Genomic DNA, 26,434 nt, shown 5'->3' on the forward strand with positions numbered 1-26,434 from the left:
TGCGCGGGCGTCACCGGCCCGGGGCGTAGTCCGGCAGCAGCAGGTCCGAGTGCGCGGCCCGGCCCGCCTGCGCGCCCGCCGTCGCCAGCTCCTCGGCGACGGCCGCCGGGTCGCGCAACAGGGCGTTGCGGGCCTCCAGTTGTTCGCGGGTCGTCGGTGTCACCACCGTGCCGCCGCCGGTGGCCAGCGCCTGGTTGCGTTCCGCGAAGGGACGCATCCGGCGCTCGTAGGCCGCGAAGGCGGCGGTGTGGTCGGCGTGCGCGGCCAGCTCGCCGGCCAGGACGTACGCGCCGACCAGGGCGACGCTCGACCCCTGGCCGGACAGGAACGAGGTGGCGTGCGCGGCGTCGCCCGCGAGGACCACCCGCCCGCGCGACCAGCCCGGCAGCTGGATCTGGCTGACGATGTCGAAGAAGAGGTCGTCGGCGTCCCGCATCGCCGCCACCAGGCGGGGCAGGTGCCAGACCCGCTCCGGGAAGTGCGCGGCGACCAGCTCGCGCTGGGCCCGCGGATCGCGGAAGGACTCGAAGGGCGGGACGTCGCGGGTGAAGGTGAGGAAGCCGTGCACCCGGTCGGCGGGCTCGTGCGCGTAGAGGACCGCGCCGCGCCCGACGTCGTTCCAGATCACGCCCTCGTGGGAGAGGCCGAACTCGTTCGGGAGGGTGAAGCCGGCGAAGACGTGCCCGAGGTAGCGGTGGAACCTCTCCTCGGGGCCGAGCACCAGCCGACGGGTGTTCGAGTGCAGCCCGTCCGCGCCGACCACCAGGTCGAAGTCGCGGCGGACGCCGCTGTCGAACACCACGTGGACGGCGTCCCCGTCGTCGTCCAGCGCGGCGATCGAGTCGCCGAAGAGGAACTTGACCCGGTCGCCCAGCGCCTCCTGGAGGGCGTCGGCCAGATCGCCGCGCCGGACCTCCAGGTCGAGACCGGCCTCGCTGCCGGTCAGCTGCTCCGGGCGCAGCGAGCCGACGGTCCGTCCGGCGGGGTCGACGAAGGTGATCCGCCGGCTGTCGACGTGGGCGGCGCGCAGGCGCGGCAGCAGCCCCATGCGCTCCACGACCTCGCGGGCGGTACCGCGGATGTCGACGGCGTAGCCGCCCCCGCGCACGGCGGCGGCCTTCTCGACCACGGTCACCTCGAAGCCGTACCGGTCGAGCCAGTACGCGAGCGCGGGGCCCGCGATGCTCGCTCCGGAGACCAGGACTCGACGGGCGGGGCGTGACACGGTGTTCATGGCCTCTCACTTTCCCGGCGGGCTCTCCCGCCGGCACGTCGGTGGGACACGGATACGCAGCGGACGAGGAGAGATGCGTACCTCAGGTATCTTTATGGAGGCCGCACGCCACCCCCGGGGGCGGCGGCCCACCCCCACACCGTACAGATACCTAACTTAGGTATGCAAATGGAGGCACTCATGTCCGCCGAGTCCACCGAGGCCCGCGAACCGAGGGAGCCGCGCCCCGATCTGCTCGCCGCGCTGACCCGGATCTCCCGGCTCGGCGCCGCCATGACCCGGGGCCGCCTGGTCGAACGCGCGACGGAGGCGGCGGGCCTGGGGCGTGACCGGCCCGCGGTGGGTGTGCTCGTCACCCTGCGCACCGCCGGAAAGCCCCTGCGGATCGGCGAGATCGCGGACCGCATGCAGGTCGTGGGTCCGCACATCACCCGCCAGGTCCAGGCCCTGGAGAAGCGCGACCTCGTCCGCCGCATCCCCGACCCGCACGACGCCCGCGCCCGCCTCATCGAACCCACCGAGGCCGGCGCCGAGGCCGCCAACCGCTATCTCGCCTTCCTGCTCGGCTGGTTCGGCGACACCCTCGCCGACTGGCCCGCCCAGGACCGCGACGACCTCCTCCGCCTCCTCGCCCGCTTCACCGACGACGCGACGGCCCGGCTCGCCCTGCTCGACGGCGGCGAGGACTGACCCCTACGCCCCTGGCGTCGGCCGGGCCCTGCTTCCCCCGGTGAGGGTCGCGCCCGCTCCAACGGCGACGGCCGTACGTCCGCTGCCGCGGTCCTGGCCGTGAGCCGGGAGCGGCTCAGTAGGGTGGGGCCGTGACGGGTTGTCGCGCCGGGGGTGGGGAGGCCGTTGTGTTGGTCGGGTCACGGAGCGGATTCGGCTTGGAGTTCCACACCGAACGGGACCCGGGGCTGCTGTGCGTCGACGTCTTCGTCGGCGGGCTCCAGGTGAACCCGTGGGACAACGCGTTCTACCCGCCGCTGCTGGTCAAGAAGCTCAAGGACGAGCTCGGTCGCCTCCGCCCGCCGACCGCGCCGCCGGTGGGGTTCACCTCGCCGTCCGAGTACTTCCTGATGGTCGAGAGCTGGATGTACGACGACGCCGGTACGGGGACGGGGACAGGGGCCGCGGCGGAGGCCGAGGAGGCGTTCGCGCGGTACGCGTTCCTGGAATGGGGGGAGTGCACCGACCAGGTGACGGCCTTCGCGTTCCCCGACGGCGACCGGGTGCACCTCGCCTGTCGGATGCGTGATGGCGACGGTGCCGCCCCGGGCGCCGATTCCGGGCATGAGCCGACGGTGGTGCCGGTGAGCCGGGCAGTGCTCCTGGAGACGTTGGAGCGCGGCCTCGCCCTCGCCGAACGGGAGTGGGCCGCCCGGCTCGCCGCCAGGACGGGCCGCGGTGGCACGGCGGACGGCGAGGACGGCGAGGACGGGGCCGGCGTGCGTTCTCCTTAGGTGTGTACCGACGGCCGCGAGGAGGTTGAGGCCACCTCGCGGCCGAGGCCCGGGCCCCCTCCGCGCCCTACCGCGTCACCAGCCAGGACAGGCTCGCGGTCAGCCTCGTGCGCAGCGCCGGGTCCGCGACGGCCGGGGTCGGGTCGGTGGCGACGGCGGTGAGCAGGTGCGGCCGGGAACGCGGCCCGGTCAGCTTGAGTTCGGCCAGGTCCAGCGCGGTGCGGTCGGCCAGCCGGGGGAGCTCCCGCCCGTCCAGGTACCAGCGCAGCCGGGTGCCGGCGACCGGCAGGTCGACGGTGAGGCGGTCCGTGGCGGTGAGCCAACTTCCCTCGGCGGTGGGGCTGGTGAGCGGCGTGGCGTGGCGGTAGAAGCCGGCGATCATCGCCTCCCGCCCGGGCAGGTTGAACTCGCGTCCGAGCGAGCGCATGATCGAGTTCTCGGTCGGCCGGTAGAGCCCGGTGGGGTAGTAGCCGCCGCCCTCGTAGGTGCCGACCGTGCCGCCGTCCGGCGAGGCCTGGCCCAGCCAGCGCGACCACTTGGTGCCCTGCCGGCGCATCCGGTCGGCGGTCAGGGTGCTGATGTTGGCCTCGGCGGGCTCGTCGCCGTGGTACGTGCCCTGGCCCTCGTACACGTACTCGTCGGCCAGCTTGCCCAGCGAGTGCCCGATCTCGTGCACCGCGATCTGCCCGGACTTCGCGTTGCCGCCGGCCACGGTGGCGATGCCCTCGTAGCCGACCGGGGACTTGACGTCGTTGTAGCCGGCGCCGCCGTACTTCGCGGTGTTGGCCACCACGAGCACCAGGTCCGCCTGCGGGGCCTTCGCCGCGTACGACTCCACGGCCTTCTCGTCCACGCAGAGCAGCCGCTCCACGCCGTCGCACCAGAAATACGAGCCCAGCGCGGTGTGCCGCACCGTCGCCTGGTCCGGATCCCCGGTCACCCCGGACTCGGGGGAGACGGCGGACACCGCCCAGACGTTGAACAGCCCCCGGTAGGCGGCGTAGGGCTCGACGGACGTCAGCTCCTGCCACTTCTGGGTCGCGTCCGTGCGGAACTTCTCCTGCTCCTGCGCGGTGTACCCGTCGCCGATCACCACCACGTCCAGCTTGGTGGCCGGCTCGCCGTTGCGCACCAGCGCCGTCACCTCGCCGTCGCCCCGCACCGGTGCCACGCCCTGGGGGCGGTCGGCGAGGTACGGGGAGGAGGCCGGGGCCTGGGCGCGGGAGATGCCGCCGTCCTCGGCGAACACCTCCACCTGGCGCGTCGTCGGCACTCCGTCTGCGGGGCGGCCCCAGGCCGGCGCGGCCCCCAGCGCCGTCCCGGCGAGTACGGCGGCGAGCAGGGCGGTGGCGGTTCTGGCGGCGGTGCGGTGCACGGAGGGTCCTCCCGGTCGGCGGCCTGTGGCTTGCCCCCTTCCCATGTCGAGAACCTGACAATCATTGAGCGGCGACCCGCCCGCCCGGCCGTGCCGTACGGCCACCGGGCGCGACGCCGGGCACGACGCGGCCGTGACGCCGGCCGCGGCGCCGGTCGCGGGGTGGCTCGGCGTGGGGGCTCCTCGGGGTGATCTGTCGGCTATCTGCCGATACCGCCGCCGAGCTGGGAATCTCGTTGGCAGTCGAGGTCGCGGATCCCCTAGAGTCGGCGCGCCCGTCCCGGTCGGGGTGGTGGCGCACCGGCGTGCGAGTTCGAGCACGCGTGGCGATTCCAGGAGTTGAAGACCTGATGTTGTGTGTGGCATGCGGGGCGCGCCCGGCGGGGACGGACAGCGGCCGCTGCTTCGGCTGTGCGGAGGCGGCCCCCGGATGGGCGGCCGCGCTGCGCCCGGCGAACGGCCTGGCCGTGGCCGTCCACGTCCTGCTGGCGCTGAACGCCGCGGTGGCGGCGGTGGTCGTCGCCGTAGACCTGTGGTCCGACGTGCTCCTGGGCCGGGTGCTGGACGGTTCGGGCGACGCCGACCTCGACGACTTCGACGCCGTGGAATCCGTGGCGAACGCGGCGAACGGGGTCGCACTCCCGCTGGCGCTGGCCACCGCCGTGGTGTTCATCGTCTGGTTCTACCGCATCCGCCGGAACGCCGAGCTGCTGCTGCCCAACGGGCACCGCCTCGGACGGGGTTGGACCATCGGCGCCTGGTTCACCCCGGTCGTCCTGCTCTGGTTCCCCTGGCAGCTGATGGCGGACTGCTGGCGGGCGAGCGCGCCGCTGGACGCGGAGGGTAGGCGGCGCACGGCATCGGAGACGGTGCTCGGCGTCTGGTGGTCCACCTGGCTCGGTGCACTGGTCGTCGGCCGGATCGCCGCCACCATGGCGCGCAGCGTGAACCCGTTGTTCCCCGACGACCTCGAGACCCTGCGCAACGCCGTCCGGGTGGAGGCCGCCGGGTCGGCGCTGCGGCTGGTGGCTGCGGCCGCCGCGATCATGGTGGTCCACCGGCTGACCGCCATGCAGCACGCCCGCCGTGCCGACGTCAACCCGCTCGCGGCCAGGGCCGCCCAGGAGGCCCGGACCCAGGCCGCGGCAGCGGCCCGGTCGGTCCGGGGTGAGGGCCCCTCCGGCGGGTGAGGGTCCCTCCGGCGGGCCCGACCGCGGGGCTTGCCCCCTGGCTCCAGCCCCTGGTTAGTCGATCCGACCGAGGCGTGAACACCCGGCGGCCCGCCGCCGGGTGTTCACGCCGGTGCGCGTCGGTCAGTGGCCCAGCGCGCCGCGGATCCAGCCGTCCACCGTGCCGGTGAGGTCGTGCTGCCCGGCCGCGTGGTCCAGCAGGAACGTACGCACCGAGTCGCCGCTGTGGAACATGCCGCGCTTGTCGAACTCCAGCACCACCTCGACCCGGTGCGGGTCGGTGACGAAGGACAGCTCGATCTCGTTGCAGCGCTGGGCGAACTGCGGCGCCGCCTTGTACTCGATCTCCTGGTAGAACGGCAGTGTCTGGCCCGTGCCGTGGATCCGGCCGGCCTCGAGGTCGGCCCGGTGGAAGTGGAAGCCGAGCGCCGCCAGCGCCTCCAGCACCCGCTGCTGCACCGGCAGCGGCTGCACCGTGAGCGGGTCGTTGTCCCCGCGGTCCAGCTGGCCGGCGATGTCCACATCGGTGCGGACCCCGAGCGCCATGCCCGTCAGGTGGTGGCTCCCGATCGCGGTCAGCGGCGTCTCCCACGGCACGGGGAAGGCGAACGGGACGGCGACCTGCTGCCCGGCGGCCAGCCGCAGCGGGCCGCAGACGACCAGCTGGGCGAACTCCTTGACGGTGTGGCTCTCGCTGTCCTCGTGCTCGACCTCGACCCGGGCGGTCAGGTGGAGCGTGATGCCGTTGATGTCGGCGTCGCGGTCGCCGCCGACCAGGTTGACCTGGCCGTGCACGGCGCCGCCGGGGTAGACGGTCGGGGTGGACAGCACTGTGTCGACGCTGGGTCCGCCGACGCCCAGGGCGCCGAGAAGCCGCTTGAACACCATCCGGATTACTCCTCACAGGGTCGGGCACGCGAGCCCGCTGATCGTACTTTGCCTGCGCTTTGCCACCGGTCGGCGGCCCCGGCAGCGAGGAAGCCGCTGTGGGACGCCGCTACCTCGGTGCCTGGAAGCCGCCGATCCTCTGCTCGAGCAGTTCGGCCAGCCGCAGCGGGGTGCGGTCCTCGAACATCGGACCGATGATCTGCACTCCCACCGGCAGGCCCTCGGGGGACCGGCCCGCTGGTACGGCGGTGGAGGGCAGGCCGGGCATGGTGGCCAGACCGGCCCAGACGAGCTGGTCGAAGTACGGGTACGCGACGCCGTCGATGTCGAGCCGGCGCTCCCTCGGATCGGGGTCGTGGTCGTGCGGGAACGCGGGAGTGGGCGTGATGGGGCACACCACGGCGTCGTACTCGGCGAACAGCTGCCGCCAGCCGTGGCGGTGCAGCTCGCGGCGCGTGTTCGCCTCGATCCAGTCGCGGTGGCTGAGCACCATGCCGCGCAGCAGCCTCGCCTCGAGACTCTGGTCGTCCGCGCTCAGCTCGGCAGCGCCGGCCTGCACCTGCTCGTACGTCTCGACGGGAAAGCGCGCGACGGAGCCCGAGAACAGGAACTTCGTGTAGAGCAGCGCGGATTCGGTCAGATCGGGCAGCAGTGGACTGCCCCGGTCGACGCGGGCACCGCCGTCCACGAGCGCGTCGGCCACCCGGTTCACACCCGCCCGCACGGCCGACCCGGTCGGAATGACCGGATGCTCCTCGAGGACCAGGACCCGGAAGTCGCGCAGCCGTTCGTGGCGCGCGGGCGGCAGCGTCAGGCGGTACGCCACACCGTGCGTCAGCGGGTCCGGTCCGGCCATGACGTCGAGCAGGAGCGTGAGGTCGCGCGCACTGCGCGCCATCGGACCGACGACCGCCAGGTCGTGCTCGACCGGCAGGGCCGGCCCGGGCGGCGGGACCATGCCGCGGCTTGCCGCCAGCCCGAGCGTCGGCTTGTGGGCGTAGACGCCGCAGAAGTGCGCGGGGGTGCGCAACGAACCCGCGAGGTCGGAGCCGATGGACAGCGCGCCGAACCCGGACGCCAGGGCCGCCGCCGAACCGCCGGAGGACCCGCCCGACGTACGACGGTGGTCCCACGGGTTGTTGGTGGTGCCGTAGATCTCGTTGAAGCTCTGTATGTCCTGCAGCCCCACGGGCACGTTGGTCTTGCCGAGCACCACCGCGCCCGCCGCCTTGAGCCGTGACACCTGCACCGCGTCCTCGGCGGGCAGGTGGTCCCGGTGCGGCGCCATGCCCCAGGTCGTGGGCAGCCCGGCGACGTCGTAGGACTCCTTGACCGTCACCGGTATGCCGAGCAGCGGCCGGTCCTCACCGCGGGCGCGCGCCTGGTCGGCCCCGCGCGCGGCGGCCCGGGCACGGTCGAAGTCCGGCACGCAGATCGCGTTGATCGCCTCGTCGTCCCGCTCGATCCGGGCGATCGCCTCGTCGGTCAGTTCCGCCGAGGTCACTTCACCAGCACGCAAAGCGGCCGCGAGTCGTTCGGCCGTCTGAAAGCTCCACTCCATGCGTCGGACCGTACCGGCCTGCGGCGAAGGGCACGAAATACCGTTTCGGACAACAGGATTGGTGCGTCAATGCCCTTCGTCTCCGCCAGGCGGAACCCGGGGCGCGCGGTGGGCCGACCGGGGAGTCGCGCCTCACGCCTCGGGCGGCGCGTCGCCCTCCCGGCGCTGCCGGCGGCGGTAGTTGCGCATGGATACCTGGGAACCGCAGCCGGTACTGCAGTACAGCCCCGCCCCGTTGCGGGTGCGGTCGAAGAAGCCGAAATGGCACGGCGGGTTGCGGCACGCCTTGATGCGTCCCCAGTCGCCGGTCTGCGCGAAGGTCGTCACCGCGGCCAGTACGGTCCCGAACACGCGCGGCACCCCTGCCTGCGGTGACGCCAGCGCGACGCCACCGGCCGTGACCACCGTCGCCAGCGGGTAGAGCGCGCCCGCGCGCCGCAGGTGCCGCTCGGCGTGCTGCAGCGGCTCGCCGAGGCTCTCCTCGTCGCCGGAGTGCGCGAGCAGCAGGGTCACCAGGGCGTCGCGCAGCTCGCGGGCGGCCGCGGCGTCGGCATCGGTCGCCACGGTCTCGTCGCCGAACTCGGGGTGCTCCGCGAGCCATGCCGCGAACGCGTCCCCGTCGCCGAACAGCTCCCGCCGTCCGGCCCCGTCCGCGCGCGTGTTCACGAACGCGAGCACGGTCTCCACCGTCGGCACGACGGTGCGCGGGCTGGGTTTCGCGGATCCGGCCGCAGCACTGCTCATCGCCCCATCCTACAGGAGCCGGAAGAGGCGCTAAGCGGACTAACGGGCAACGCTCGGCGCCAGGTCGCTTGACGCGTTATGAGCTAACGGCTTACGGTCGCAACATGAACGGAACATCGAACCAGCAGGCCCAGCCCCGCACATGGCTCATCACCGGCGCGACGTCCGGCATCGGCCGTGAGCTGACCCTCCAGGCGCTGGAGAACGGCGAGGCCGTCTCGGCGCTCGCCCGCGACACCACCGCCCTGGACGAACTGACCGAGGCGCACCGCGACCGCCTGCTCCTGATCCCCACGGACGTGCGTGACGAGCGGGCCGTACGGGAAGCGGTGGAGCGCACGCTCACGCGGTTCGGCCGCATCGACGTGGTGGCCAACAACGCGGGCTACGGACTGTTCGGAGCCGTCGAGGAAGCCTCCGACCCGCAGGCCCGCGCCGTGTTCGACACCAACGTCTTCGGAGTGCTCAACGTGCTCCGCGCGACGCTGCCGGTGCTCCGCGCCCAGCGGTCCGGGCACGTCCTCCAGGGCTCGTCGGTCTACGGACAGTCCGCCCACCCCGGCGTGGGACTGCTGGCCGCGACCAAGTACGCGGTCGAGGGCCTGTCGGACGCGCTGGCGGCCGAGGTCGCACCGCTCGGCATCAGGGTCACGATCATCCAGCCCGGGATGACCGCCACCCCCTTCCTGTCCAAGCTCGACGTCGCGGCCGGCCTCGACGACTACGACCGGACCGTCCGCGAGGTCCAGAAGGGCATCGGCGAACTGCCCGCGTCCGCGTTCTCCTCCGCCGCCCGGATCGCCGAGGGCATCCGAACCGCGGTCGACAGCCCCAACCCCCCGCTGCGCCTGGCCCTCGGCACCTCCGGCGCCACCGGCATCCGCACCGCCCTGGAGGCCCGCACCGCGGACCTGGACGACTGGAACCACGTGACCGACGCCGTCGACAGGTGACCGCACCGCCCGCAGGGGCCCCGGCGCTGACAGCCGGGGCCCCTCGGCGGCGAGGTCCTCGATCGACTCATCCGGTGCGACGTCAGGGCCGGCGACCGGCGAACCCGACCGGACGGCACCCGGTCAGGACTCCCCTGACGTCGCCCTCAGCAGCGCAGCCCGGTGCCGCCACCGTTGGCGCGACTCAGAACCTCGTCGTCGCCGTTCCGGTAGAAGAAGAAGCCGTACACATCGATGCACGTGCTGCCCGGGGCGTAGACGTACACCGGCCCCGCGTACTTGGTGTAGTACTGCAGTTCGCCGTCCTCCTGCGCCCAGCCGGATTGACTGGTGGTCTTGATGGAGACGGTGATCTTCGAGAAGTCCTTCGCCTGCGTGTCGTCGCCTCGGGCGATGGCGCAGTTCTTGCCGGTACTGCTGCTGTAGTAGGTGTCGATCCACCCCACGCGGCGGCCGTTGTGGTCGTCGACGATCGGGTACTGCTTCAGTGAGCCGTACGAGCTGCCGCAGAGGTTCACCTGAGGGTAGGCGCCGGCTTCGCCGGCGGTGCCGACGACGAGGCCGGCCAGCGCTGCGGAGACCGTCAGCGCTGAGATGATTCGCTTGCTTTGCACGGGAGTTCAGACCCTTCGTCGTGGGGCTTCCCGCCGCCGGGCAGGCGGTGGTTCCAGCAGTGGCACCGGGTGTGCGACGCGGGCGGCCGGGGCCGGGGCCGGAGGAGAGCCTGCTCGCCCGGTGGGGACGGAATGGAAACCGTCGGCCCTGCCCCCTGTCGACCTTCCCCTGCCGACCTGCTCAGGCGGTGTGACTCGCCTGTTCCAACGAGGCGTACGCGGCCCGGAACTTGATGGTGGCGCTCTCCCCGTCCCCCCAGGACAGTTCGTCCTGGCCGCGACGGAGGCTGTACCTGGCGTCGTCGACGTCCACGATGACCGGGGAGGCCTCACAGCTCCCGGTGCTGAGGTAGTTCAGGGCGTAGCCGGAGAGGTCCCAGGCGCCGTTCAGATTCCCCTGGTTGGAGACGGAGATCGCCTGGCCGGTGTAGTCCATCGCCGTGACGATGTCCTCCCAGCACCTCGACTTGGCGCTGGCGGCGGGCGCGGCCGCCACGACGGCGCCGGCGCCCAGCGCGAGGACTGCGGTCACGGTCGCGAGGCGGGTGCGTAGACGAATCACGGACGGATTCCCTTCCGAAGTGGCGTGTACTGCCGGTTGAACCGGGCGGCCCGGCGGGGCTCGCTCGCGCTGGTGGCGCGAGGTGCCTCCTGATCGCGGCGAGATCCTCGTCCGAGGACCCGGTGGACTTCCCACTGTGGAGGAACACGGGATTGTCCGGCCGCGAGAGCGGTCGCGGCCCAGGTGAGCAGCGGACAACCCGGATTGTCCCCGGACACGGCGCCGGGGGAGGGAACGGGGCAGCGGGTGAAACCAGGCTTCGCGGTGGCCGTGTCCGGGCACGGTCCCAAGCGCAACCACGGATTCGAGAAGGGAATCGGAATGCGCCAGGAGAAGAACGAGGCCGGCGGCAACGGCGCCGCCGGTGCTGACGAGGCGTCCGCCGGCAGCGCCCAGGACGCCCGGCTCCGCCGTTCCAGCGCCTTCCTCGTCGACGAGGCCCTCGGCTTCCTCTTCCCCGCGGCCCTGCGCGCCGCCGCCGACGTGGGCGTGGCCGACCACCTCGGGAACGGCCCCGCCACGCCGGCCGAACTCGCCGCCGTGACCGGCACCCACGCCCAGAGCCTCCACCGGGTGCTGCGCCTGCTCGCCACCAGGGGCGTGGTCGCGGAGGACGAGGACGGGCGGTTCACGCTGACCGACGCCGGACAGGCCCTGCGCAGCGACGTCCCGTACTCCGCGCGCACGGCCGTCCAGATGCTCACCGACCGCACCATGTGGCGCCCGGCGGGCGAACTGTCCCGCTGCCTCACCGACGGGACCACGGCGTTCGACGCCATCTTCGGGATGCCGTTCTTCGAGCACTTCGCCCAGGACGAGCGGACCGCCGCCGTCTTCCACGTCGGCATGGCGGCGATGTCGGACCCGGAGAACGCGCCGATCGCGGCCGTGTGCGAACTCCCCGGAACGGGAACGGTCGTGGACGTCGGCGGCGGTCACGGCGGCCTCCTGGCGGAGGTCCTGCGCCGCAACCCCGGGCTGGAGGGCGTCCTGTACGACCGCGCCCACGTCCTGGCGGGCCACCGGCTGGACGCGGACAAGGAGCTCGCGGGGCGCTGGTCCCTGGCGGAGGGCGACTTCTTCACCGCCGTCCCGCCCGGCGACGCGTACCTGCTCAAGCGGATCAGCCACGACTGGGACGACGACGCGTGCGCGACGATCCTGGGCCACTGCCGCCGCGCCCTGCGCCCCGGCGGGCGGGTCCTGGTCCTGGACGCCGTCGTCCCCCGGGGCAACGGCCCCCACCAGTCCAAGGCCCTGGACCTGATGATGATGGCCTCCCTCACCGGCCGCGAACGCACGGAGACGGACTTCGCCCAGCTCTTCTCCGCAGCCGGCCTGCGGCTGTCCCGCATCCTCCCCACGCCGACGGTCCTGTCGGTGGTCGAGGCGGTCGCGGCCTGAGCCGTGCCGCCGCCTCCCCGCCCCCGTCACCGCCACCGCCGGCCTGCGGACGGCGGTGGCGGGGGCGAGGATAGGCCGCCGCCTCACCGACGAAGGCGCCAGGTCTCAGGCGTCGCGGCGCCAGCGGTCGCCGGCGAACCGGGTCAGCGCGATGTCCAGGTCGAGCGGCACCACCTCGGTCGGGCCCAGCTCCCACACCCGGACCCAGCCGTCCGAGGTCGTACGGGAGCGCGGCGGCTCCCGTCCGGGCACCGGCTTCATCACGAGGTAGTACGAGCTGATCAGTACGAGGGAGCCGGTGTCCCTGTTCCGGTGGGACCGGATCCTGAGCACCCGTACCTCCGCCACGTCGTCCCAGCGCAGCCGCAGCCTGCGGCCACCGTCGAGCTCCACGCCCTCGTCGTCGATCCGCAGTCGCGTCGCGACCGCCCGCAGGGCCAGCGCCCCGAGGACGAGGACGCAGAGCACGCCGAGCAGGGCGGACCAGTGGCGTACGAGCAGCAGCCAGGTCCGGTGCCAGTCGCCCCGGAAACCCGATCCCGAGGACATCGGGGAGACCACCAGGAGGAACACGACGACCGGCACCAGCAGATCGAACGCCAGCGCCCGCAGGGCCCCGAGACTCCGCACGCTGCTCCTGAGCACCACCTCGCGCGGCCCCGCCCCGTCGTCGGGCGCCCCGCCCGGTGCCCCGCCGGTGAGCCGCGACCGCAGCTCGGCGTGCCGGAACTGGTAGACCCCGCCGACCCGCCGCAGCACGCCCGACCGGCGGCCGTCCTCCAGGAAGCCCAGTACGTCCCGGGGCAGACGTCGCCTCCCCGCCAGGACGAGGCGCGTGGCGGTCCAGCGGCCCCACCGGCTGAGGGCGATCAGCACCGCGGCCGAGCACGACCAGCTGACGACGAGGGCGCCGCCGATGAGCAGCGGATCGCCGTTGAGCCAGTGGAAGAACGCCAGCGAGGTGCCCGCGACGGCGGGGGCGACCAGGGCGGCCTCGTCCAGGGCGATCCTGCGCTCGTCGCGCAGCAGCTGCCTCGGCCTGGCGGCCATGTCGAACTCGGTCGAGCGGGTCAGGAGGACGCCGGAGAGGACGGGGAGGAGGAAGACGCACAGGGTCGCCGACGTGGTGCCGGGCAGGGCCGCGCCGACGGCCGTCGTGGCAGCGGCCGACGCGGCCAGAAGGAGCCGTCCGCCGGCTCCGGTGGCCGGCCGTCGTGGGCGGTTGTCGAAGCCGCTGAACAGGTGCCGGGTGAAGACCCGTCCGAGCGCCGTGGCGATGACGGCCATCGCCGTGACGGCCCCGAGCGCCTGGCCCACCTCCGGGATCCCGATCCCGGGTCGCGGGGGAGCGGCGCCGAGGAGGGCGGCCAGTCCCGCGATCGCGTAGCCGGCCGCGGTGCCGCAGGCGGCCACCACGACGAGGACGACGGAGCCCCAGACGCCCGGCTCGGTCAGCAGGCTCCGCAGCTGCCACCAGGCGATGTCGTGGGTGCGTCGGCGGTGCAGGTCGTCGGCCAGGAAGCGGAAGTACGCGGGCGCGCGGTCGGACCTCCAGCGGTGTACCGGCCCGGGAAGGTAGGACGGTCGCGGCCCCTGTGCGCAGACGGCCGGGATCAGCCCGTCCAGGAGGTGGCCCTCGATGTCCGCCCGTGCGGGCAGCCGCGTCGCATCGAGCAGGTCCCGGGGATCGGAGGCCTTCGGCGCGTACACCGTCGCCGCGAGCCAGAGCATCAGCGGAGAGGACAGGGCGGTGGCGACCGGACCCTCGGGGTCGCTCTCCATCGCGTCGAAGAGCGCCTGCCAGGCGCCGAGGCGCTCCCGGTGGCACATCTGGGCGAGGTAGGCCCTGCCGGCCTGCGGCGGGACGGGGAGGGCGCGCAGAACGGGCACACCGCGCAGCACCGGTGAGTCGTCCACGGCGTGCTGGTACGTCTCCGGGCGGGAGGTCAGGACCAGGGGGTCCGTCGTGCCGAGCGCGCGCTTCAGCGCCTCGACCGCGTTGCCACGGGCCAGCGGCAGCAGCTCGTCGAAGCCGTCGAGCACGGGAACGATCCGACGGCCTCGCACCAGGGACTCGACGGTGGGCCGATCCAGGCCCGCCACGAGCTGCCCGTAGTCCTCGCCGATACGCCGGACGACCCAGTCCTGGATGCTGGTCCCCGGCTCCCAGTCCGACATCGACAGGATGACCGGGACGCTGTCCCGTGAGCCGGGGACCGCGGCTCTGGCTTCCAACAGCTCGACCACGATCAGCACGACGAGGGAGGACTTCCCCGCCCCGCCCGGTCCGGTCACCACCAACTGGTGCGGTGTGAGTGCCCGGAGGCGAGCGACCACGTCCTCGAACGCGAGCTGTTCGGGCAGCGCCGAGGTCGAGTCGCTCCCATGGGCCGGCTCCAGCTCCCACGGGACCGCCATCGGCACCCGCTCCCGCAGCCCGCGGACGTTGGCCTCGTCCCGCCACTGCTCCAGGACCTCGCGGGCCAGCCCGTCCAGGGCGGCTTCCCCGGCGTCGGCGGGGACCGGCTCTCCCTGCCGAGGAGCGGCGGCGGAGCCGAGGTAGACGGCGCCGATGCTCCCCGCCTGGACCACGTTCCCCGGCGATCCCTCGCTGTGGTTGTGCACCTCTCCGATCACGCCGACATGCTGTCAGACCGGCGGACGCGCGGGACGGGTGGTGTGGGGAATCGCCGATCCGACCCGCTGTGCGCTGGTGGCGGTGTCCCGGCAGTGTCAGTGCCTCGTGCCACTGTGCGATCCGTGATCGACAGACTTGAGGGCCTCGACCGCGTCGACTGGTCGTCCATGGGGCACGCCTACGGCCCGGCGGACGAAGTCCCGCTGTGGCTGGAGCAGATGGCCTCGCCGGACGCCGACGTCCGGGAGCGGGCGTTCAGCAGCTTCTCCAGCTCGGTGCACCACCAGGGCGACGTCTACTCCTGCACGGCAGCGAGCCTGCCGTTCCTCTTCGCGCTCGCCGGCGACCCCCAGGTGCCCGACCGCGCGGCTGTCCTGCGGCTCCTGCTCAGCATCGGACGCGCGGCGCTGGACTGCGACCCCGACGGCGTCTACTACGGCCCGTCCGGTCACGCGTCGACGCCCTACGCGGATGTCGTGCCTCAACTGCGCGATCGCATCCAGGACTTCGTCCGGTACGCGGCGGATCCGGAGCCGCAGGTGCGGCAGGCCGCCGTCCCGGCCCTGGGGCTGTTCCTCGACGACGCCGACCGGGCGTTCGCCCTGCTGCGCGAACGGCTGGCGGCCGAGACCGGCACCGTGGAGCGGCTCCTGGTCATCGAGGCGGCCGCGACGCTGGCCCGACGACTGCCGGCCGCGCTCGGCCCGGTGACGACCTGGCTCACCTCCCTGACGGCCGACCCCGCGCCGGACGCCGACATCCGGCTCGCCGCCCTCGTCCACCGGGCCGCCTGCACGCCGGAGGCGGTCGACGACGGCCTCGTCCCGACGGCGACGGGTCTGCTCCAGCAGCTCACGCTCGAACCGGCACCCGAGGACGGGGACGCGGCCGCTTCCGGGCCCGATCCCGAGCCCGATCCCGAGCCCGAGGACCGGGACGAGGACCGGGACGAGGCCCGACCGGCGGACTGCGGGCAGTGCGCCTGCGCGGACATCGCCACCGAGCCGGCGCCGGATCCCGGAGTCCCGCCGCAGATAGCCGCCGTCTTCGCCGACCTCGACCGCCACGGCCGCGTCCACGCCCCCACCACCGAACTGCTGACCACCCTCCACCGGGTCCTGGACGCCCGGGTGCCCGAGCGCACCGCCCTGCTCACCGCCCAACTCCGCACCCCCGACGCGGCCGTGCGCTACGACGCCATCGCCATGACCTGGGACCTGATCCGCTCCTGGCGCGGCGACCACACCGGCCTCGTCCGCCTGCTCGCCGACTGCCTGCTCCCCGACGACCCGTACACCGCCGCCGAAGCCGCCGAAACCCTCGGCAAGCTCCCCGCCGCCCTCGCCGAACCCGCGCGCGAAGCCCTCGCCGCACTCGTCGAAGCACACCGCACCACCCACGGCCCGGACGTCTGGGCCGCACGGCACCCGCTGCTGCGCCGGGCCCACCAGCAGGCGGTGACGGCGCTGGCCGGCCTCGGCGACGAGCGGGCCCTGCCCAGCCTGCTGTCGGCGCTCGACACCGGCACCGACGACTGGCGCGCCCTGCAGGTCGTCGGCCACCTCCCGCAGGCCGCCGGGGAACTGGTGCCGAGGGTGACCCGGCGCCTGGCCGACGCGGACTTCTCCTGGCCCTGGGGATCCGCCACCGCGCTGATGGCCGCCCTCAACGGGCTCGGCGACCCGGCGGCCGTACCCGCGCTCACCACGGCCCTGGCCACCGCCGTCGAGCGGGAGCAGTGGCAGACCGCCGGCGCGGCCCTCCGGGCGCTCGGCTCCCTCGGCACCGGCGCCACGCCGGCGCTGGAGACGGTCCGGCCGCTCGCCGAAGCCGAGGACCCGGACCTGTGCTTCGCAGCCGTGAAGGCGTTGTGGGACATCGAGTGCGACCCCACCGATGCCGTGCCGCGGCTCACCGCCCTGCTCGACACCGGCAAGGACCGCGACGCCGCCGACGCCCTCGGCCGGATCGGAGGGCCGGCGGCCCCGGCACTGCCCCGGCTGCGGCAGCTGTCCGAAGCCGGCCACGTCCGGACGCGGGTGCACGCCGCCGCCGCGATCCACGACATCGGCGGCCCGGCCGAGGCCGCGGCCGTCCTGGCCGTGCTGCTGGAGGCATGGGAGGAGAACGACTCCACCGCAGGCCCGGTCATGGACTGCCTGCAGCGGATGGGCCCCGCCGCCGCACCCGCCCTGCCACGGATCCACGCCGAACTCGCCCTCGCCCGCCGAAGCGGCGGCTTCTTCGGGAGCGTCGAGGACGACGAGGCACTGCAGCGGGCCGGCCGGGCCGTCATCGACCGGGCAGCCTGAGGACGGCACCGCAACCACCGTGACGGGGTGTAGGACGGATTCGTGGGACGGGAGCGCGGCCCCGGCCGAGGCCGGCCTCGACGCGGAACCGTCTGAACCCGGTGCCGCGCCGGACGAACCAGGCGAGGAGTCGCGTCCTACCGGGTCGAGGCGCGGCCGGCCGCCCCCGCTACGTCCTACTTCTCCTCCGGCTCCCAGGCACGGAGCAGGTCGAGCAGCCCTGCGTCGCCGTCAACGTGCAAGGACTCGGCCTGGATCCGGTCGTACAGGTAGAGGACCAGCTCACTGGCCGTGCCGTGGACGGCGGCGCCGGCCGCCTCCGAGTCCTCGCCGGCGGTGGGCGCGGGGACGCGGGTGACGCGTGCACCGTCGCCGTCGACGGTGAGGCGCCAGGAGCGGCCCTCGGCGGCGTGGAAGTCGAAGGCCGTCGGCTTGTGCGGCCAGGCGCTCGGCGTCGCGCAGACGGTGAACAGGAACTCCTCCACACCGTCGAGTGCCGGCTCGACCGGCAGCGGCTGCGGGGCGCCCCCGGCGAGCTGGGCGTCGTAGGTGTGCACCGCGGTCTCCTGGACGCGGTGCCGGGCGACTCCGCCGGCGGTCCGCGGTGACTGCGACGCGGGCCACCACGTCCAGCAACCGCTCTCCGGTCCCGCCTCGCGCAGGGCGCCCAGCAGGAGCTGCGTCGACGCGTCCAGCCAGGCCAGCAGGGCCTCACGCTCCCGCGGCAGCTCCAGCGCGGCGCGCGCGGCGGCGGCCTCGGCCGGGGGAGCGTCGGCCGGCCCCGCGCCGACGATGGCGGCCCAGAACCGGTCTCCCCCACCCAGGTGCTTCACCAGATCGAACAGCGTCCACCCGGGGCAGCTCGGCACCTCCGCGTCGAGACCGGGCGCGGCGGCCACCACGGCGCGGAAGGCGGTCGACCGCTCATCGATCAGTCGCAGCAGGTCGGGGAACTCAAGATTCTTTTCCACGCCGGATGTCTATCACCGCGCTCCGGCGATCGGACAGCGATTTTTCCCGCTCGCCTGTCGCCACCGGCCGGCCGGCCGCCCGACGGGCGCCGGGGGCCACGCCGAACCGTCCAGCCGTCCGTGACCGTCCTTCCCCGGGTTGCGGGTGCGCGCCTGGTGTTCGGGTCACGGAGTTGTCGTCGACAGACCGTCGGCCTGCGGCAGGAGTTGGACCACGCTGATCCAGGGGGAGTCGGCGCCGGTCTTCTGGAACGCGCGGACTCTCCAGCGTCCCGCGGGCAGGGGGGACGGGGACTTGTTCCGGCTCGCCGCTGCCGTCCGGGTAGGGCATGCCGAGGTTCCTGCCGGCCTCGGCCGAGTCCATGAGGACCGCCGGCCCGTCGGTCTCCCAGAGGCCGCACTCCTCCCACGGTGTCGCCGGGTCGTCCAGCGCGGCTTCGGTGGCGGCGAGCAGCTCGGCGTCGGAGTCGGCGGCGAGCCAGCGCATGAAGACCCTCGGCCCTGGCAGGTAGCAGGTGGTGGCGGGTTCGTCGCCCAGCACCAGCGCGGAGGCGTCGCTGTGACCGCGCAGGCCGATCGCCTCGGCCAGGCCCTCGACCTCGCAGGCCCGGTCGTAGTCGTCGGGCTGGTCGCTGTCACCGGTGACCACGTCGCCCTCGGTACAGCCACCCCAGTGCTGCAGTGCGGACAGCGGGACGACGACCATCGGACCACCCATGGATTCGACCCAGGTCAGATCGAGGGACATCCGGACGTCATGCGGATCGGTACTCATGCGTGCAGTGTGCCGCTGATCGGTGACAAGCCGGGAACCCGAGGGCCACTGCCTGAGTGGGAGGAGGGAGTCCAGGATGGCCGTGGGGCGTGCGGGGACGGTCCTGTTGGCGTTGGGTGGGGTTCTGGTTGTGGCCGGCGGGGTCACCGCGATGGCCCTGGCCCGGGATGAGGGAAGGGCGGTGACGCGCCAGGACCTCCCGCTCTCTCCGCGGATGCGGACCTGGGTCCAGAATCCGGCGGCGTTCGAGGAGTACCTTCGTTCGCACCCGCCGCAGCCCGTCCGCGCGCGCCAGAACAGCGCTGGTGACGAGGTCGACGAGGCGGTTGGCGCGCGGTGCGAGCGCGGGTTGGTCACCGACCCACGCGAGCATGGCTATCAAGGCGAAGAGGTCATCGCCGTCGATGTCGTTCCGGGCCGCGCCGGCGGCCTGGGCCTGGGTGAGGAGCCGGGCACCGGCCGCACGCAGGGTGACGCACGAGGCGTGCAGGGCGGATTCGGGGTCCTCGATGGCTGCCGCCATCAGTACGGTCACCCCTCGGTACTCGGTCGTCCAGGCGACGCAGTCGCGCACCCAGGAGACGAGAGCGTCCTCGGCCATGTGCGCTGCCTCGAGCTCGCTCGCTCTGGTCGTCAGGTCGCCGAAGCTCGCGTGGAGCAGGCCCTCCAGGAGCGCCTCGCGCGTCGGGAAGTGCCGCAGCAGCTCGGGGGCGTCCGTCACCGCGCCCGCGTGATGGAATCCTCCTGTACGGCGGGGCACGGGGACAGGGGGCGCTGTGAGGAGCGGAGACGACACCCGCACGGTGGTTCCTGCCTTCGGCCCCGGGACCAGCGCGGGCGTCCTGCCGACGCGGGCCCTCGTGCGGGAGACCGGGCGGGCCCAGCGGCTCCTGACCGCCGGCCGGTGGTATCCCGCCCCGGCGGACGCCGAGGCAGCGTCGGCCGTCCTGGCCCGATTGAGCGCGCCGCTCCCCACCCGGCGGGGCGGCAACGCGCTGACGCGGGCCGAGGACCGGGACCGGCGCCTGCAGCGCATCCTGCGCACCACGCTGCACCACCTCGACGCGGGCGCCGTCAGCCCGCCTACCGTGGCGCTCCTGGCCGGCGTCGCCCGCGCCCTACTGCCGTGGCACGCCTATCCGAACCCGCCGGGTGCGGCACCAGCCCCCAGGTACGGGACCGCCGCACCGCAGCTGTCGGACGCAGGGGCAGCACCGACCGACGCCGGTGAGGCGCTGCTCCCCGCCCTGACCGCGCTGTTCACGACCCTGGCCACCACGACGTGCCCGGCCGGGGTTCTTCCGTCCGCACCGCCGGTCCCGTCCTGGCGGGTTCGGTACGCGGGCCGCTTCCGCCACTACGGCAAGCCCGCCGCCGGGGTGCGGACGGCGACGACCGCCGCATGCCCGGGCTGCGGGGAGACGGACGGCCCGTGGACGGTCGGGTGCGATTGGCGTTCGATCACGTTGGGCTGCCCGTGCGGGGTGGTGACCGATGACCACGGCCTGGCTTTCTCCGAAGTCTGGCTCCGCTTGCCGGACGTGGAAGTTGCGGTTGGAGGCCCCCACGGTTCGGTCGCGGACCGGGCGCAGGGCGCCGTCGACGATCCACAGCCGTTCCACGCCCGGCTGCGGACATGAGGCGGCTTCGAGGGTGGAACGCGCCGAGGCAGTGGACGATGCAGTACAGCCGCTGTTGAGACAGGGCGCCATCAGCGGCGCGGTGCGCCTGGAACTGTAGGCCGACTGCTACGCGGGGATGTGGGCGCACCACGCGGCCACCACCGCGCAGGCCTCCACCGGCCGTCTGTTGACCGCCTCGCTCCCCGACCAGGACATCGCCCAGGGCCTGGAAACAGCCGCCGCCGTCGGCGACGACCGCATCCAGCAGCAGGCCACCGGGCGGATCGACCGCGAGGCCTGGACCCACGGCCCCGGCGAGTGCGGCGCAAGGCCTGGTTCACCACCGGCTGCCGCACTGGCGGCCTCGCCCGGTGCGACACCCTCTGCGCCGCCACGCTCCAGAACCCCGGCTCGGCTCCGGGGTCTGCGGTCAGGAGCGGCCGCCGGAGCGGGCGGGGACGGGCTCCATGCTCAGGCCCTTGTGGGTGCGTTGGAGCAGCTGGACCAGCAGTCCCTCGGCCGGGCGCCGCTGGGCCAGCAGCCGGTTGCAGTGCATGTGCACGTAGCTGTCCAGCAGCCGCTCGCGCCCGGTGGACAGGTGCCCCGCGTCCTCCAGCGCGCGCAGCCGCTCCGCGACCCCGGCGAGCGCGGCCCGCCGCTGCGCGAGGATTTGCCCGACCGCGCCGCCCAGCAGGTCCGGCCCCTGCGGGGTGCCGAGCAGGTCGCGCAGGCGCCGTTGGCGCACCCGGTAGTCGTCGCCGGCCTGGCGGCGGGCCACCTCGGGGAAGTGTCGGGCCTGCTCGGTGTACCAGCGCAGGCGCTGGGCGGCGTCCAGGCCGAGCCCGGCCAGCAGGTCGTCGGTGCTCACAGCGGCCAGCTCGGTCAGATCACCGTCCACCGGGGAGCCCGGGGAGGTGGGGTGGTGCGCTGCGGCTTCGGCGAGCAGCCGCATCACGGCCCGGCTGTCGGCGCAGAAGACCTCCTCGCTGACGTCGGTCCCTTCCGGCCCGCCGTAGCGCTCGAGTTCGCGCTCGTAGGTGTCGAGGACCAGCCGGGAGACCAGGCCCTGGTCGGTGAGTTCGGCGGCCAGGCGGGCGACCTCCGGCAGCAGGTACCGGGTCAGGGCCTCCGGCTCGCCCTGGAAGCGCAGGCGCAGGTGCGGGTCGGGGTCCGCGTACCGGATGAAGAACCACTGCCGGGCCAGCCCGGAGACCTCCGCCATCTCGCACAGCCGCCTCAACGGCCCCGCCAGCAGGGCGTCCTCCTGGTCGCGTTCGCCGTAGAACTTGGCGAACAGCCAGTCGCTGCCCGGCAGGCGCACCCGCTCGCGGACCGGCACCGGAAGGCCGTCACCGCCCACCGCCACCGGCACCGCCACCGGCACGGGCGCCGGTGCGGGTGCGGGCTCCGCCACGGGCGCCTGCTGCGCGGGCTGCCGCGGCGTGGGTTGCGGGCGTAGGACGAGTGGGACGACGAGTTCGCTCATGAACACGCCGTCGGCGCCGGGCACCCAGGCGTGGGCGGTGTCGGGCAGTGCCTCTTGGAGCAGGAGTACGGCTCCGCGGCTGCCGCGGGCCTCGGCACGCAGCTGCTCGACGTGGCCGGGGTCGTCGAGGTCGAGCAGCAGCCGGTTGTCGGCCATGGTCAGGTACAGGCGTGCCGGGACGTGCCAGGCGGCGCGCCAGGCGGCCACCCGGGCGGCGAACGCCCTGCCCCCGTCCCCGTTGCTGTTGCTGTTGGCGCCGTCGTCGGGGGTGGGGCGCAGCAGCCACCGTGCGGGGGCGAGGACGATGCGGCCGTACTGGACCCGGGGCAGGAACGGGAAACCGGCTGCCGGGCCCCAGTCGAAGGGCGCGAATTCGGGCGAGCCGTCGCGGGCCACCTCGTCCAGGAACCGGCACACCGCGGGTGCCTGGTGGGGGTTGAGCATGTGGCGCGTGGTGGGGCGCAGCTCGGTGCCCAGGCGCCGGGACCGTAGCCGGTAGCGGTCGTCGTGGACGCTCACCAGGATGTCGTCCGGCGTCAGGGTGTGTTCGGCGTTCACTCCGGCGGGTACGTCGAGGACGATCTCGTGGCCGGTGACGGCCGGGCGTACGACCACGTTCGCCATCCGGTGGCTGGCGGGTAGGTAGACGACCTCGGCGGCCGGCGCGGTCCCGGGGCGTGCCCGGTCCTCGGCCTCGGTCAGGGCGCGCAGTGCCGCGGGGCCCTGGGGGGCGAGGAGGTCGGCGAAGCGGCCCAGCGAGCGGCCGGCGCTGCTGGCGCCCAGGTTGGGGCCGACGACGAGCAGGAAGTCCCCGCGGTCCACGGCCCGGCGGGAGGCGGCGGCGACGAAGGCGGACAGCTCCAGCGACAGCGGCGCGCATCCCGGCGCTGCCGCGGCGTCGAGGCTCTGGAGGTCGGCGAGCAGGGCGTCGGTCAGTTCGACCACCCGCCGCCCGTCCCGCAGGGCGCCCAGGGCCAGGTCGGTGAGCGTGTTCGCGCGCCGGGCGGCCGCCTCGGGCGTCGGCGCGGGGCGGGCGCCGTGCGCGTGGGCCAGCGGGCCGATCCCGGTGCGCTCGTCCAGTAGCTCCAGCAGCGGTACCTGCCGGTCGTCGCCGTAGCGTTGGACGAACGCGGCGCGGTGGGCCGCCAGTTCGGGGCCGCCCAGCGGCTGCGGTGACAGGCGCAGCAGCAGTTCCACCGCCCGGGCGCACTCCTCGCCGACCCCGGCGGCCAGCCGCTCGCCGCCCACCGGCCTCGCCAGGTCGCTCTGCAGGGCCGGCCCCCGTGCCGGGTGCACGGCCTCGGCGTGCCTGGCCAGGGCCCGTACCCGCTGGGGCGCCTCCTGCGCCGGGGCGCCGTCGAGGTCGGCCATCTCGGCGAGCAGCGCGCCGAGCGCGGCGGCGCTCGGGGCGCAGGCCGGGCGTCCGGCGAGCCGGCCGCGCAGCTCCTGGGCCGGGTCGGCGCAGGTGAGCGCAGCCCGCAGGTCGGTGACCAGCAGCCGCTGGCGCCACAGCTCCTCCAGCAGCCGCTCCACCTGCTCGGCGCTGCCGCCGGTGTGCTCCAGCAGGTGCCGGCGCAGCACCCCGTACGGGACGGGCCGGCGGGCGGCGCGCAGCGCCTCGCGGACGGCGGTGGTCAGGCGCACCGAACCGGTGTCGGCGCCGGGGCCGTCGGCCAGGGTGAGCCGTCCGTGGCGCTCGACGGCGAGGGCGGCGGCCGTCCACAGGCTGTCGGCGCGCGCGGCGTGGTCCTCGTCCAGGGCCAGGCAGAGCTCGGTCAGCCAGCCCATGTCGGGACGGGTGCGCAGGCGGTCGGCGTCGTTGCGTACCGACAGCGTGGTGCGTTCGCCCCAGCCTGCCAGGGACACCGCGGCGAACGCCCCGTACGGGGTGGGGCGGGTGCTCATCCGGATCAGGTAGCGGGCCAGTTTCAGCTCGGCCCGCGCGGCGTCGCGCGCGCTCGCCCCGGGCCGTTGCAGGGCGTCGAGCAGGTCGGGGCTGCCCACGGCCAGGGCCCGGCTCACGCGCGGGTCGGCGAGGGCGGCGCGCGGCTCGCCCGTCGCGGCGCCCGGCCCGCGGACGGGCAGCAGGGGGGTGCGCACGATCAGCCAGGGCGCCGGCTCGTACAACGGGCCACGCCCGCGCCCGCGCCGGCGGTGTCGCGGCGCCGCCGCACCCGGGGCGGCCGTGCCCGTGGCCGGGGCGGGGGCGGGGGCGGGGGCGGGGCCGGGGGGCGGGGCGGCCGGGGCGGGGCCTGGTGCGGCCGGGTTCGGGTTCGTCATGACAGTGCCACCGCGCGGTCCCACACCGGCTCCTGGTCGGTGGCGGCCGCCAGCAGGACGAGGGCGACCCCGCCCGCTCCGTCGAGGAAGCCGGGCTGGTCGACCAGGTTGCCCGCCGGCTCCACCGCCGCGATCCCCATCGGCCGCGCCGGATCGACGTGCGCCAGGACCTGCTCGGTGAGGTCGGCGGCGGCCCGGGTGAACACGGGCAGCCCGGTGTCGTGGGCGAAGCGCAGCGTCACCTGCAGCAGACCCGCGACGCCGTGGCAGAACGTCGGGGAGTCGATGCGGCGCTCGGCGACGGGCCGGCGGTAGACCGCCTCCATGGCCCGTACCGCCAGGTGGCACAGCTCCTCGTCGCCCAGAGCGCTGCCCGCCAGCCACAGCGCCCTGGCCACACCCGGGCTGCCGTAGCACCACGCACTGCGGGTGGCGAAGCCCGCCCGGCCCTCGCGCAGATGTGGCCCGCCGTCCACGAGCGGCCCGCCGTCCACGAGCGGCACGGCGGCCGGCCAGTTCGGCCCGGCCGCGTCGTCCGCCCGGTGCGCCAGCAGCCACCGGGCCAGCTCCCGCACGGCCTCCTCCAGACCCTCCACCCCGTCCCCGAGGTCCGCGCCGTCCCCACCGCCGTTCCCGCCGTCCTCGCCTGCGGCGTCACCGGCGCCCCGGGCGCGGGTGGCCAGCGCCAGCAGCGCCAGCGGACCGGGGATGCCGTGCGCCAGACCGCAGTTGAGGTTGCCGAACGGATACGCGCGGGCCTGCTCCTCGTCGTGCAGCAGCGCCACCGGGGTGTACCAGGGCGGCACGCTCCCGCCGGAGCCGCCGGGGCGGGTCAGGCCGACGAGCGCGCGCAGCACCGGCGCCAGTGCCGGGTGCGCGGGGCGGTGCGGCCCGGCCGCCAGCAGGGGAGCGGCGATGCCGCTGAGGCCCGAGATCAGGTCGAACGCCGACACCGGCACGCCGCCTGGCCGGCGCAGTGCCGCGGCCCCGGACAGGCACGCGGCCGCGATCGGGGCGTCCAGTACCTGGCGCAGGCGCCGGTAGCCGCGCCCCTCGCCCAGGACGGTGGCGCAGAACGCGACCCCGCTCAGCCCGCCGAACAGGCTCGGCCCGGCGCCGCCACGCTGCTCCAGCGCGGCCACCGCGCTGGCCAGGTGGGCGTGCCCGGTGCGCTCCCAGCCCTCGTCGGGAAAGCAGCGGTGCAGCTGGGCGCAGAGCAGTGCCTGGCCGGTGTCGCCCTGGGCCAGCGACACCGGGTCCCAGTGCACCGAGCCGGGGAACGCGCTCTGCCGGGCGGCGAGTTCGACCGCCGCCCGGACCCGCGGGGGGCTGGTGGCCCGGTCGGCGATCAGCCGGGCGGCGTCGAGGGCGCGCGCCGCGGCCGCCGGTCCCAGCCGGGGCCTCCAGCCGCCGTCGACCGCCGCCGCCCCTGCCGCTGCCGTGGCCGTCGTGCGCGGCGGCGTCGTGCCCGGTGCCGTCATGCCGGGCACCCGGTGGTCAGGCACACCCGGGTGTGGAACTCCCCGGGGTCGGGTTCGCACACCGGGCACGCGGTCGCGCGGCAGGTCACGCAGGTGTCACAGGTCGCGCAGGTGATGCAGGTCTGTCCGCCGTGGGTGAAGCAGCCGTGGCGGGTCTCGAACGGGCCCGCGCAGCGGACGAAGGGCACCGTGTCCTCCACGCACGTGCGCGGTGCGCACAGGGTGTTGAGCTGCGTGGGACAGTCGAAGTCGGTGACGCAGGCGATGCGGGTCAGGAAGTCGGTGGCGCAGCCGCCGAAGGTCCTCGGCAGGGTGCCCCAGGTCGGCACGGTGTCCGGTCCGACGGGCAGCGCCCCCTGCGGGCGGCCCTGCCCCAGCCGCAGGTCGAGGTCGAACTCGTCCACGGGGGCGGCCGTCTGCACCCGGGTGAAGTGGACGGTGGCGTCGCGACGCAGGGTGACGGTGGTGGCGTCGTGTCCGACGAACGGCGGCCGCTCGCCCGGGACGGTGTCCGCGGACAGGACGTCGGCGGAGGCGAACTCGGCGTAGTAGTCGAGCTGTGTGTTGAAGTACAGGCGCCGGAACCCGGCGCGGTCGCTGTCGCCGAGCAGGCCGCTGAGCGTCAGCGTCCTGGCCGGCCGTTCGGAGGGATCCGACAGGTTCCTCGCGACGAAGTCGTCCTGGGGGCGGTCGCCGATGCCACCGGTCCCATCGGGTTCGGAGTTCTTGCCGGCCATGTCAACCTCGGGTGCTACTGGTGGGTCCCGTTCTGCTACGGCGTCCTGGAACCACGTCCTGCTTTTCGTGACTGTGCGTCACTCCCGGTCCTGTGTCTCCTCCCATTGTCGGTCGGCCCGCTCGGACCCGCACGGCCCGGCCGA

Annotated in this window: 19 protein-coding genes and 3 pseudogenes; 7 read left to right on the plus strand and 15 right to left on the minus strand. The window is 74.4% G+C overall.

Going from position 1 to position 26,434, the window contains the following annotated elements; genetic code table 11:
• Window positions 1-10 precede the first annotated feature (10 nt).
• Window positions 11-1,234, minus strand: a complete 1,224-nt coding sequence (locus ACZ5GH_RS35525) for an FAD-dependent monooxygenase (protein WP_464336400.1) — start codon at window positions 1,232-1,234, stop codon at window positions 11-13.
• Between the two features lie 180 nt (window positions 1,235-1,414).
• On the opposite strand from ACZ5GH_RS35525, the gene ACZ5GH_RS35530 reads away from it, so the two are divergent.
• Both ACZ5GH_RS35530 and ACZ5GH_RS35535 read left to right on the plus strand, forming a co-directional pair.
• Window positions 1,415-1,924, plus strand: coding sequence for a MarR family winged helix-turn-helix transcriptional regulator (locus tag ACZ5GH_RS35530; protein WP_387756042.1), 510 nt, complete (start codon window positions 1,415-1,417; stop codon window positions 1,922-1,924).
• Between the two features lie 197 nt (window positions 1,925-2,121).
• A complete protein-coding gene (locus tag ACZ5GH_RS35535; protein WP_464336401.1) occupies window positions 2,122-2,697 on the plus strand; it encodes a hypothetical protein in 576 nt (191 codons plus the stop codon).
• A 67-nt stretch (window positions 2,698-2,764) separates the two neighbouring features.
• Here the strand turns inward: ACZ5GH_RS35535 and ACZ5GH_RS35540 are convergent, their stop codons facing one another.
• The gene (locus ACZ5GH_RS35540; protein ID WP_464336402.1) at window positions 2,765-4,072 is read right to left on the minus strand and encodes a M64 family metallopeptidase; all 1,308 of its coding nucleotides are present in this window, start codon (window positions 4,070-4,072) and stop codon (window positions 2,765-2,767) included.
• Window positions 4,073-4,422: 350 nt separating this feature from the next.
• Here ACZ5GH_RS35540 and ACZ5GH_RS35545 point away from each other — a divergent pair, with 350 nt between their 5' ends.
• A complete protein-coding gene (locus tag ACZ5GH_RS35545; RefSeq protein WP_464336403.1) occupies window positions 4,423-5,262 on the plus strand; it encodes a DUF4328 domain-containing protein in 840 nt (279 codons plus the stop codon).
• A 123-nt stretch (window positions 5,263-5,385) separates the two neighbouring features.
• On the opposite strand, the gene ACZ5GH_RS35550 is transcribed toward ACZ5GH_RS35545, so the two are convergent.
• The 3 genes from ACZ5GH_RS35550 to ACZ5GH_RS35560 form a co-directional block, all read right to left on the minus strand.
• Entirely contained in the window at window positions 5,386-6,150 is a 765-nt protein-coding gene (locus ACZ5GH_RS35550) for a sporulation protein (protein ID WP_464336404.1), read from the minus strand.
• Window positions 6,151-6,259: 109 nt separating this feature from the next.
• A complete protein-coding gene (locus ACZ5GH_RS35555; RefSeq protein ID WP_464336405.1) occupies window positions 6,260-7,711 on the minus strand; it encodes an amidase in 1,452 nt (483 codons plus the stop codon).
• A 132-nt stretch (window positions 7,712-7,843) separates the two neighbouring features.
• A complete protein-coding gene (locus tag ACZ5GH_RS35560; protein ID WP_387756052.1) occupies window positions 7,844-8,455 on the minus strand; it encodes a CGNR zinc finger domain-containing protein in 612 nt (203 codons plus the stop codon).
• A gap of 104 nt (window positions 8,456-8,559) precedes the next feature.
• On the opposite strand from ACZ5GH_RS35560, the gene ACZ5GH_RS35565 reads away from it, so the two are divergent.
• On the plus strand, window positions 8,560-9,408 hold the full coding sequence (locus ACZ5GH_RS35565; protein WP_464336406.1) for an SDR family NAD(P)-dependent oxidoreductase: 849 nt from the start codon (window positions 8,560-8,562) through the stop codon (window positions 9,406-9,408).
• 146 nt (window positions 9,409-9,554) lie between these two features.
• Here the strand turns inward: ACZ5GH_RS35565 and ACZ5GH_RS35570 are convergent, their stop codons facing one another.
• Together ACZ5GH_RS35570 and ACZ5GH_RS35575 are read right to left on the minus strand one after the other, a co-directional pair.
• The gene (locus tag ACZ5GH_RS35570) at window positions 9,555-10,022 is read right to left on the minus strand and encodes a hypothetical protein (RefSeq protein ID WP_387756056.1); all 468 of its coding nucleotides are present in this window, start codon (window positions 10,020-10,022) and stop codon (window positions 9,555-9,557) included.
• Between the two features lie 181 nt (window positions 10,023-10,203).
• Window positions 10,204-10,554: a hypothetical protein gene (locus ACZ5GH_RS35575; RefSeq protein ID WP_387756058.1), complete on the minus strand. Its 351-nt coding sequence runs from the start codon at window positions 10,552-10,554 to the stop codon at window positions 10,204-10,206.
• 351 nt (window positions 10,555-10,905) lie between these two features.
• Between ACZ5GH_RS35575 and ACZ5GH_RS35580 the strand changes: the two genes are divergently transcribed.
• Window positions 10,906-11,988 (plus strand): methyltransferase, encoded by a 1,083-nt coding sequence (locus ACZ5GH_RS35580; protein WP_464336407.1) that lies wholly within the window; start codon window positions 10,906-10,908, stop codon window positions 11,986-11,988.
• A 105-nt stretch (window positions 11,989-12,093) separates the two neighbouring features.
• Here the strand turns inward: ACZ5GH_RS35580 and ACZ5GH_RS35585 are convergent, their stop codons facing one another.
• Window positions 12,094-14,625 carry an NACHT domain-containing protein gene (locus ACZ5GH_RS35585; RefSeq protein WP_464336408.1) on the minus strand — a complete coding sequence of 844 codons (2,532 nt, stop codon included), beginning with the start codon at window positions 14,623-14,625 and terminating at the stop codon, window positions 12,094-12,096.
• A gap of 123 nt (window positions 14,626-14,748) precedes the next feature.
• On the opposite strand from ACZ5GH_RS35585, the gene ACZ5GH_RS35590 reads away from it, so the two are divergent.
• Window positions 14,749-16,938 carry a HEAT repeat domain-containing protein gene (locus ACZ5GH_RS35590; protein ID WP_464336409.1) on the plus strand — a complete coding sequence of 730 codons (2,190 nt, stop codon included), beginning with the start codon at window positions 14,749-14,751 and terminating at the stop codon, window positions 16,936-16,938.
• 176 nt (window positions 16,939-17,114) lie between these two features.
• On the opposite strand, the gene ACZ5GH_RS35595 is transcribed toward ACZ5GH_RS35590, so the two are convergent.
• The 4 genes and pseudogenes from ACZ5GH_RS35595 to ACZ5GH_RS35610 all read right to left on the minus strand — a co-directional run.
• Window positions 17,115-17,909: a maleylpyruvate isomerase family mycothiol-dependent enzyme gene (locus ACZ5GH_RS35595; protein WP_387756067.1), complete on the minus strand. Its 795-nt coding sequence runs from the start codon at window positions 17,907-17,909 to the stop codon at window positions 17,115-17,117.
• Window positions 17,893-18,684, minus strand: coding sequence for an Imm21 family immunity protein (locus ACZ5GH_RS35600; protein ID WP_464336410.1), 792 nt, complete (start codon window positions 18,682-18,684; stop codon window positions 17,893-17,895). Before ACZ5GH_RS35600 ends, ACZ5GH_RS35595 begins: the two co-directional genes overlap by 17 nt.
• Before the next feature lie 283 nt (window positions 18,685-18,967).
• Window positions 18,968-19,387: pseudogene (locus tag ACZ5GH_RS35605) on the minus strand (SbtR family transcriptional regulator); the annotation flags it as partial.
• 841 nt (window positions 19,388-20,228) lie between these two features.
• Window positions 20,229-20,312 (minus strand): annotated as a pseudogene (locus ACZ5GH_RS35610) (IS5/IS1182 family transposase); the annotation flags it as partial.
• A gap of 130 nt (window positions 20,313-20,442) precedes the next feature.
• Between ACZ5GH_RS35610 and ACZ5GH_RS35615 the strand changes: the two are divergent.
• Window positions 20,443-20,559 (plus strand): annotated as a pseudogene (locus ACZ5GH_RS35615) (KPN_02809 family neutral zinc metallopeptidase); the annotation flags it as partial.
• A gap of 177 nt (window positions 20,560-20,736) precedes the next feature.
• On the opposite strand, the gene ACZ5GH_RS35620 reads toward ACZ5GH_RS35615, so the two are convergent.
• From ACZ5GH_RS35620 to ACZ5GH_RS35630, 3 genes are all read right to left on the minus strand, one after another.
• On the minus strand, window positions 20,737-23,919 hold the full coding sequence (locus ACZ5GH_RS35620) for a lantibiotic dehydratase (protein ID WP_464336411.1): 3,183 nt from the start codon (window positions 23,917-23,919) through the stop codon (window positions 20,737-20,739).
• 149 nt (window positions 23,920-24,068) lie between these two features.
• Window positions 24,069-25,553, minus strand: coding sequence for a lanthionine synthetase C family protein (locus ACZ5GH_RS35625; RefSeq protein WP_464336412.1), 1,485 nt, complete (start codon window positions 25,551-25,553; stop codon window positions 24,069-24,071).
• Window positions 25,550-26,290, minus strand: coding sequence for a hypothetical protein (locus ACZ5GH_RS35630; RefSeq protein WP_464336413.1), 741 nt, complete (start codon window positions 26,288-26,290; stop codon window positions 25,550-25,552). The genes ACZ5GH_RS35625 and ACZ5GH_RS35630 overlap by 4 nt, the downstream gene beginning before the upstream one ends.
• Between the last annotated feature and the right edge of the window lie 144 nt (window positions 26,291-26,434).

The sequence above is a fragment of the Kitasatospora sp. Xyl93 genome, from assembly GCF_055383135.1.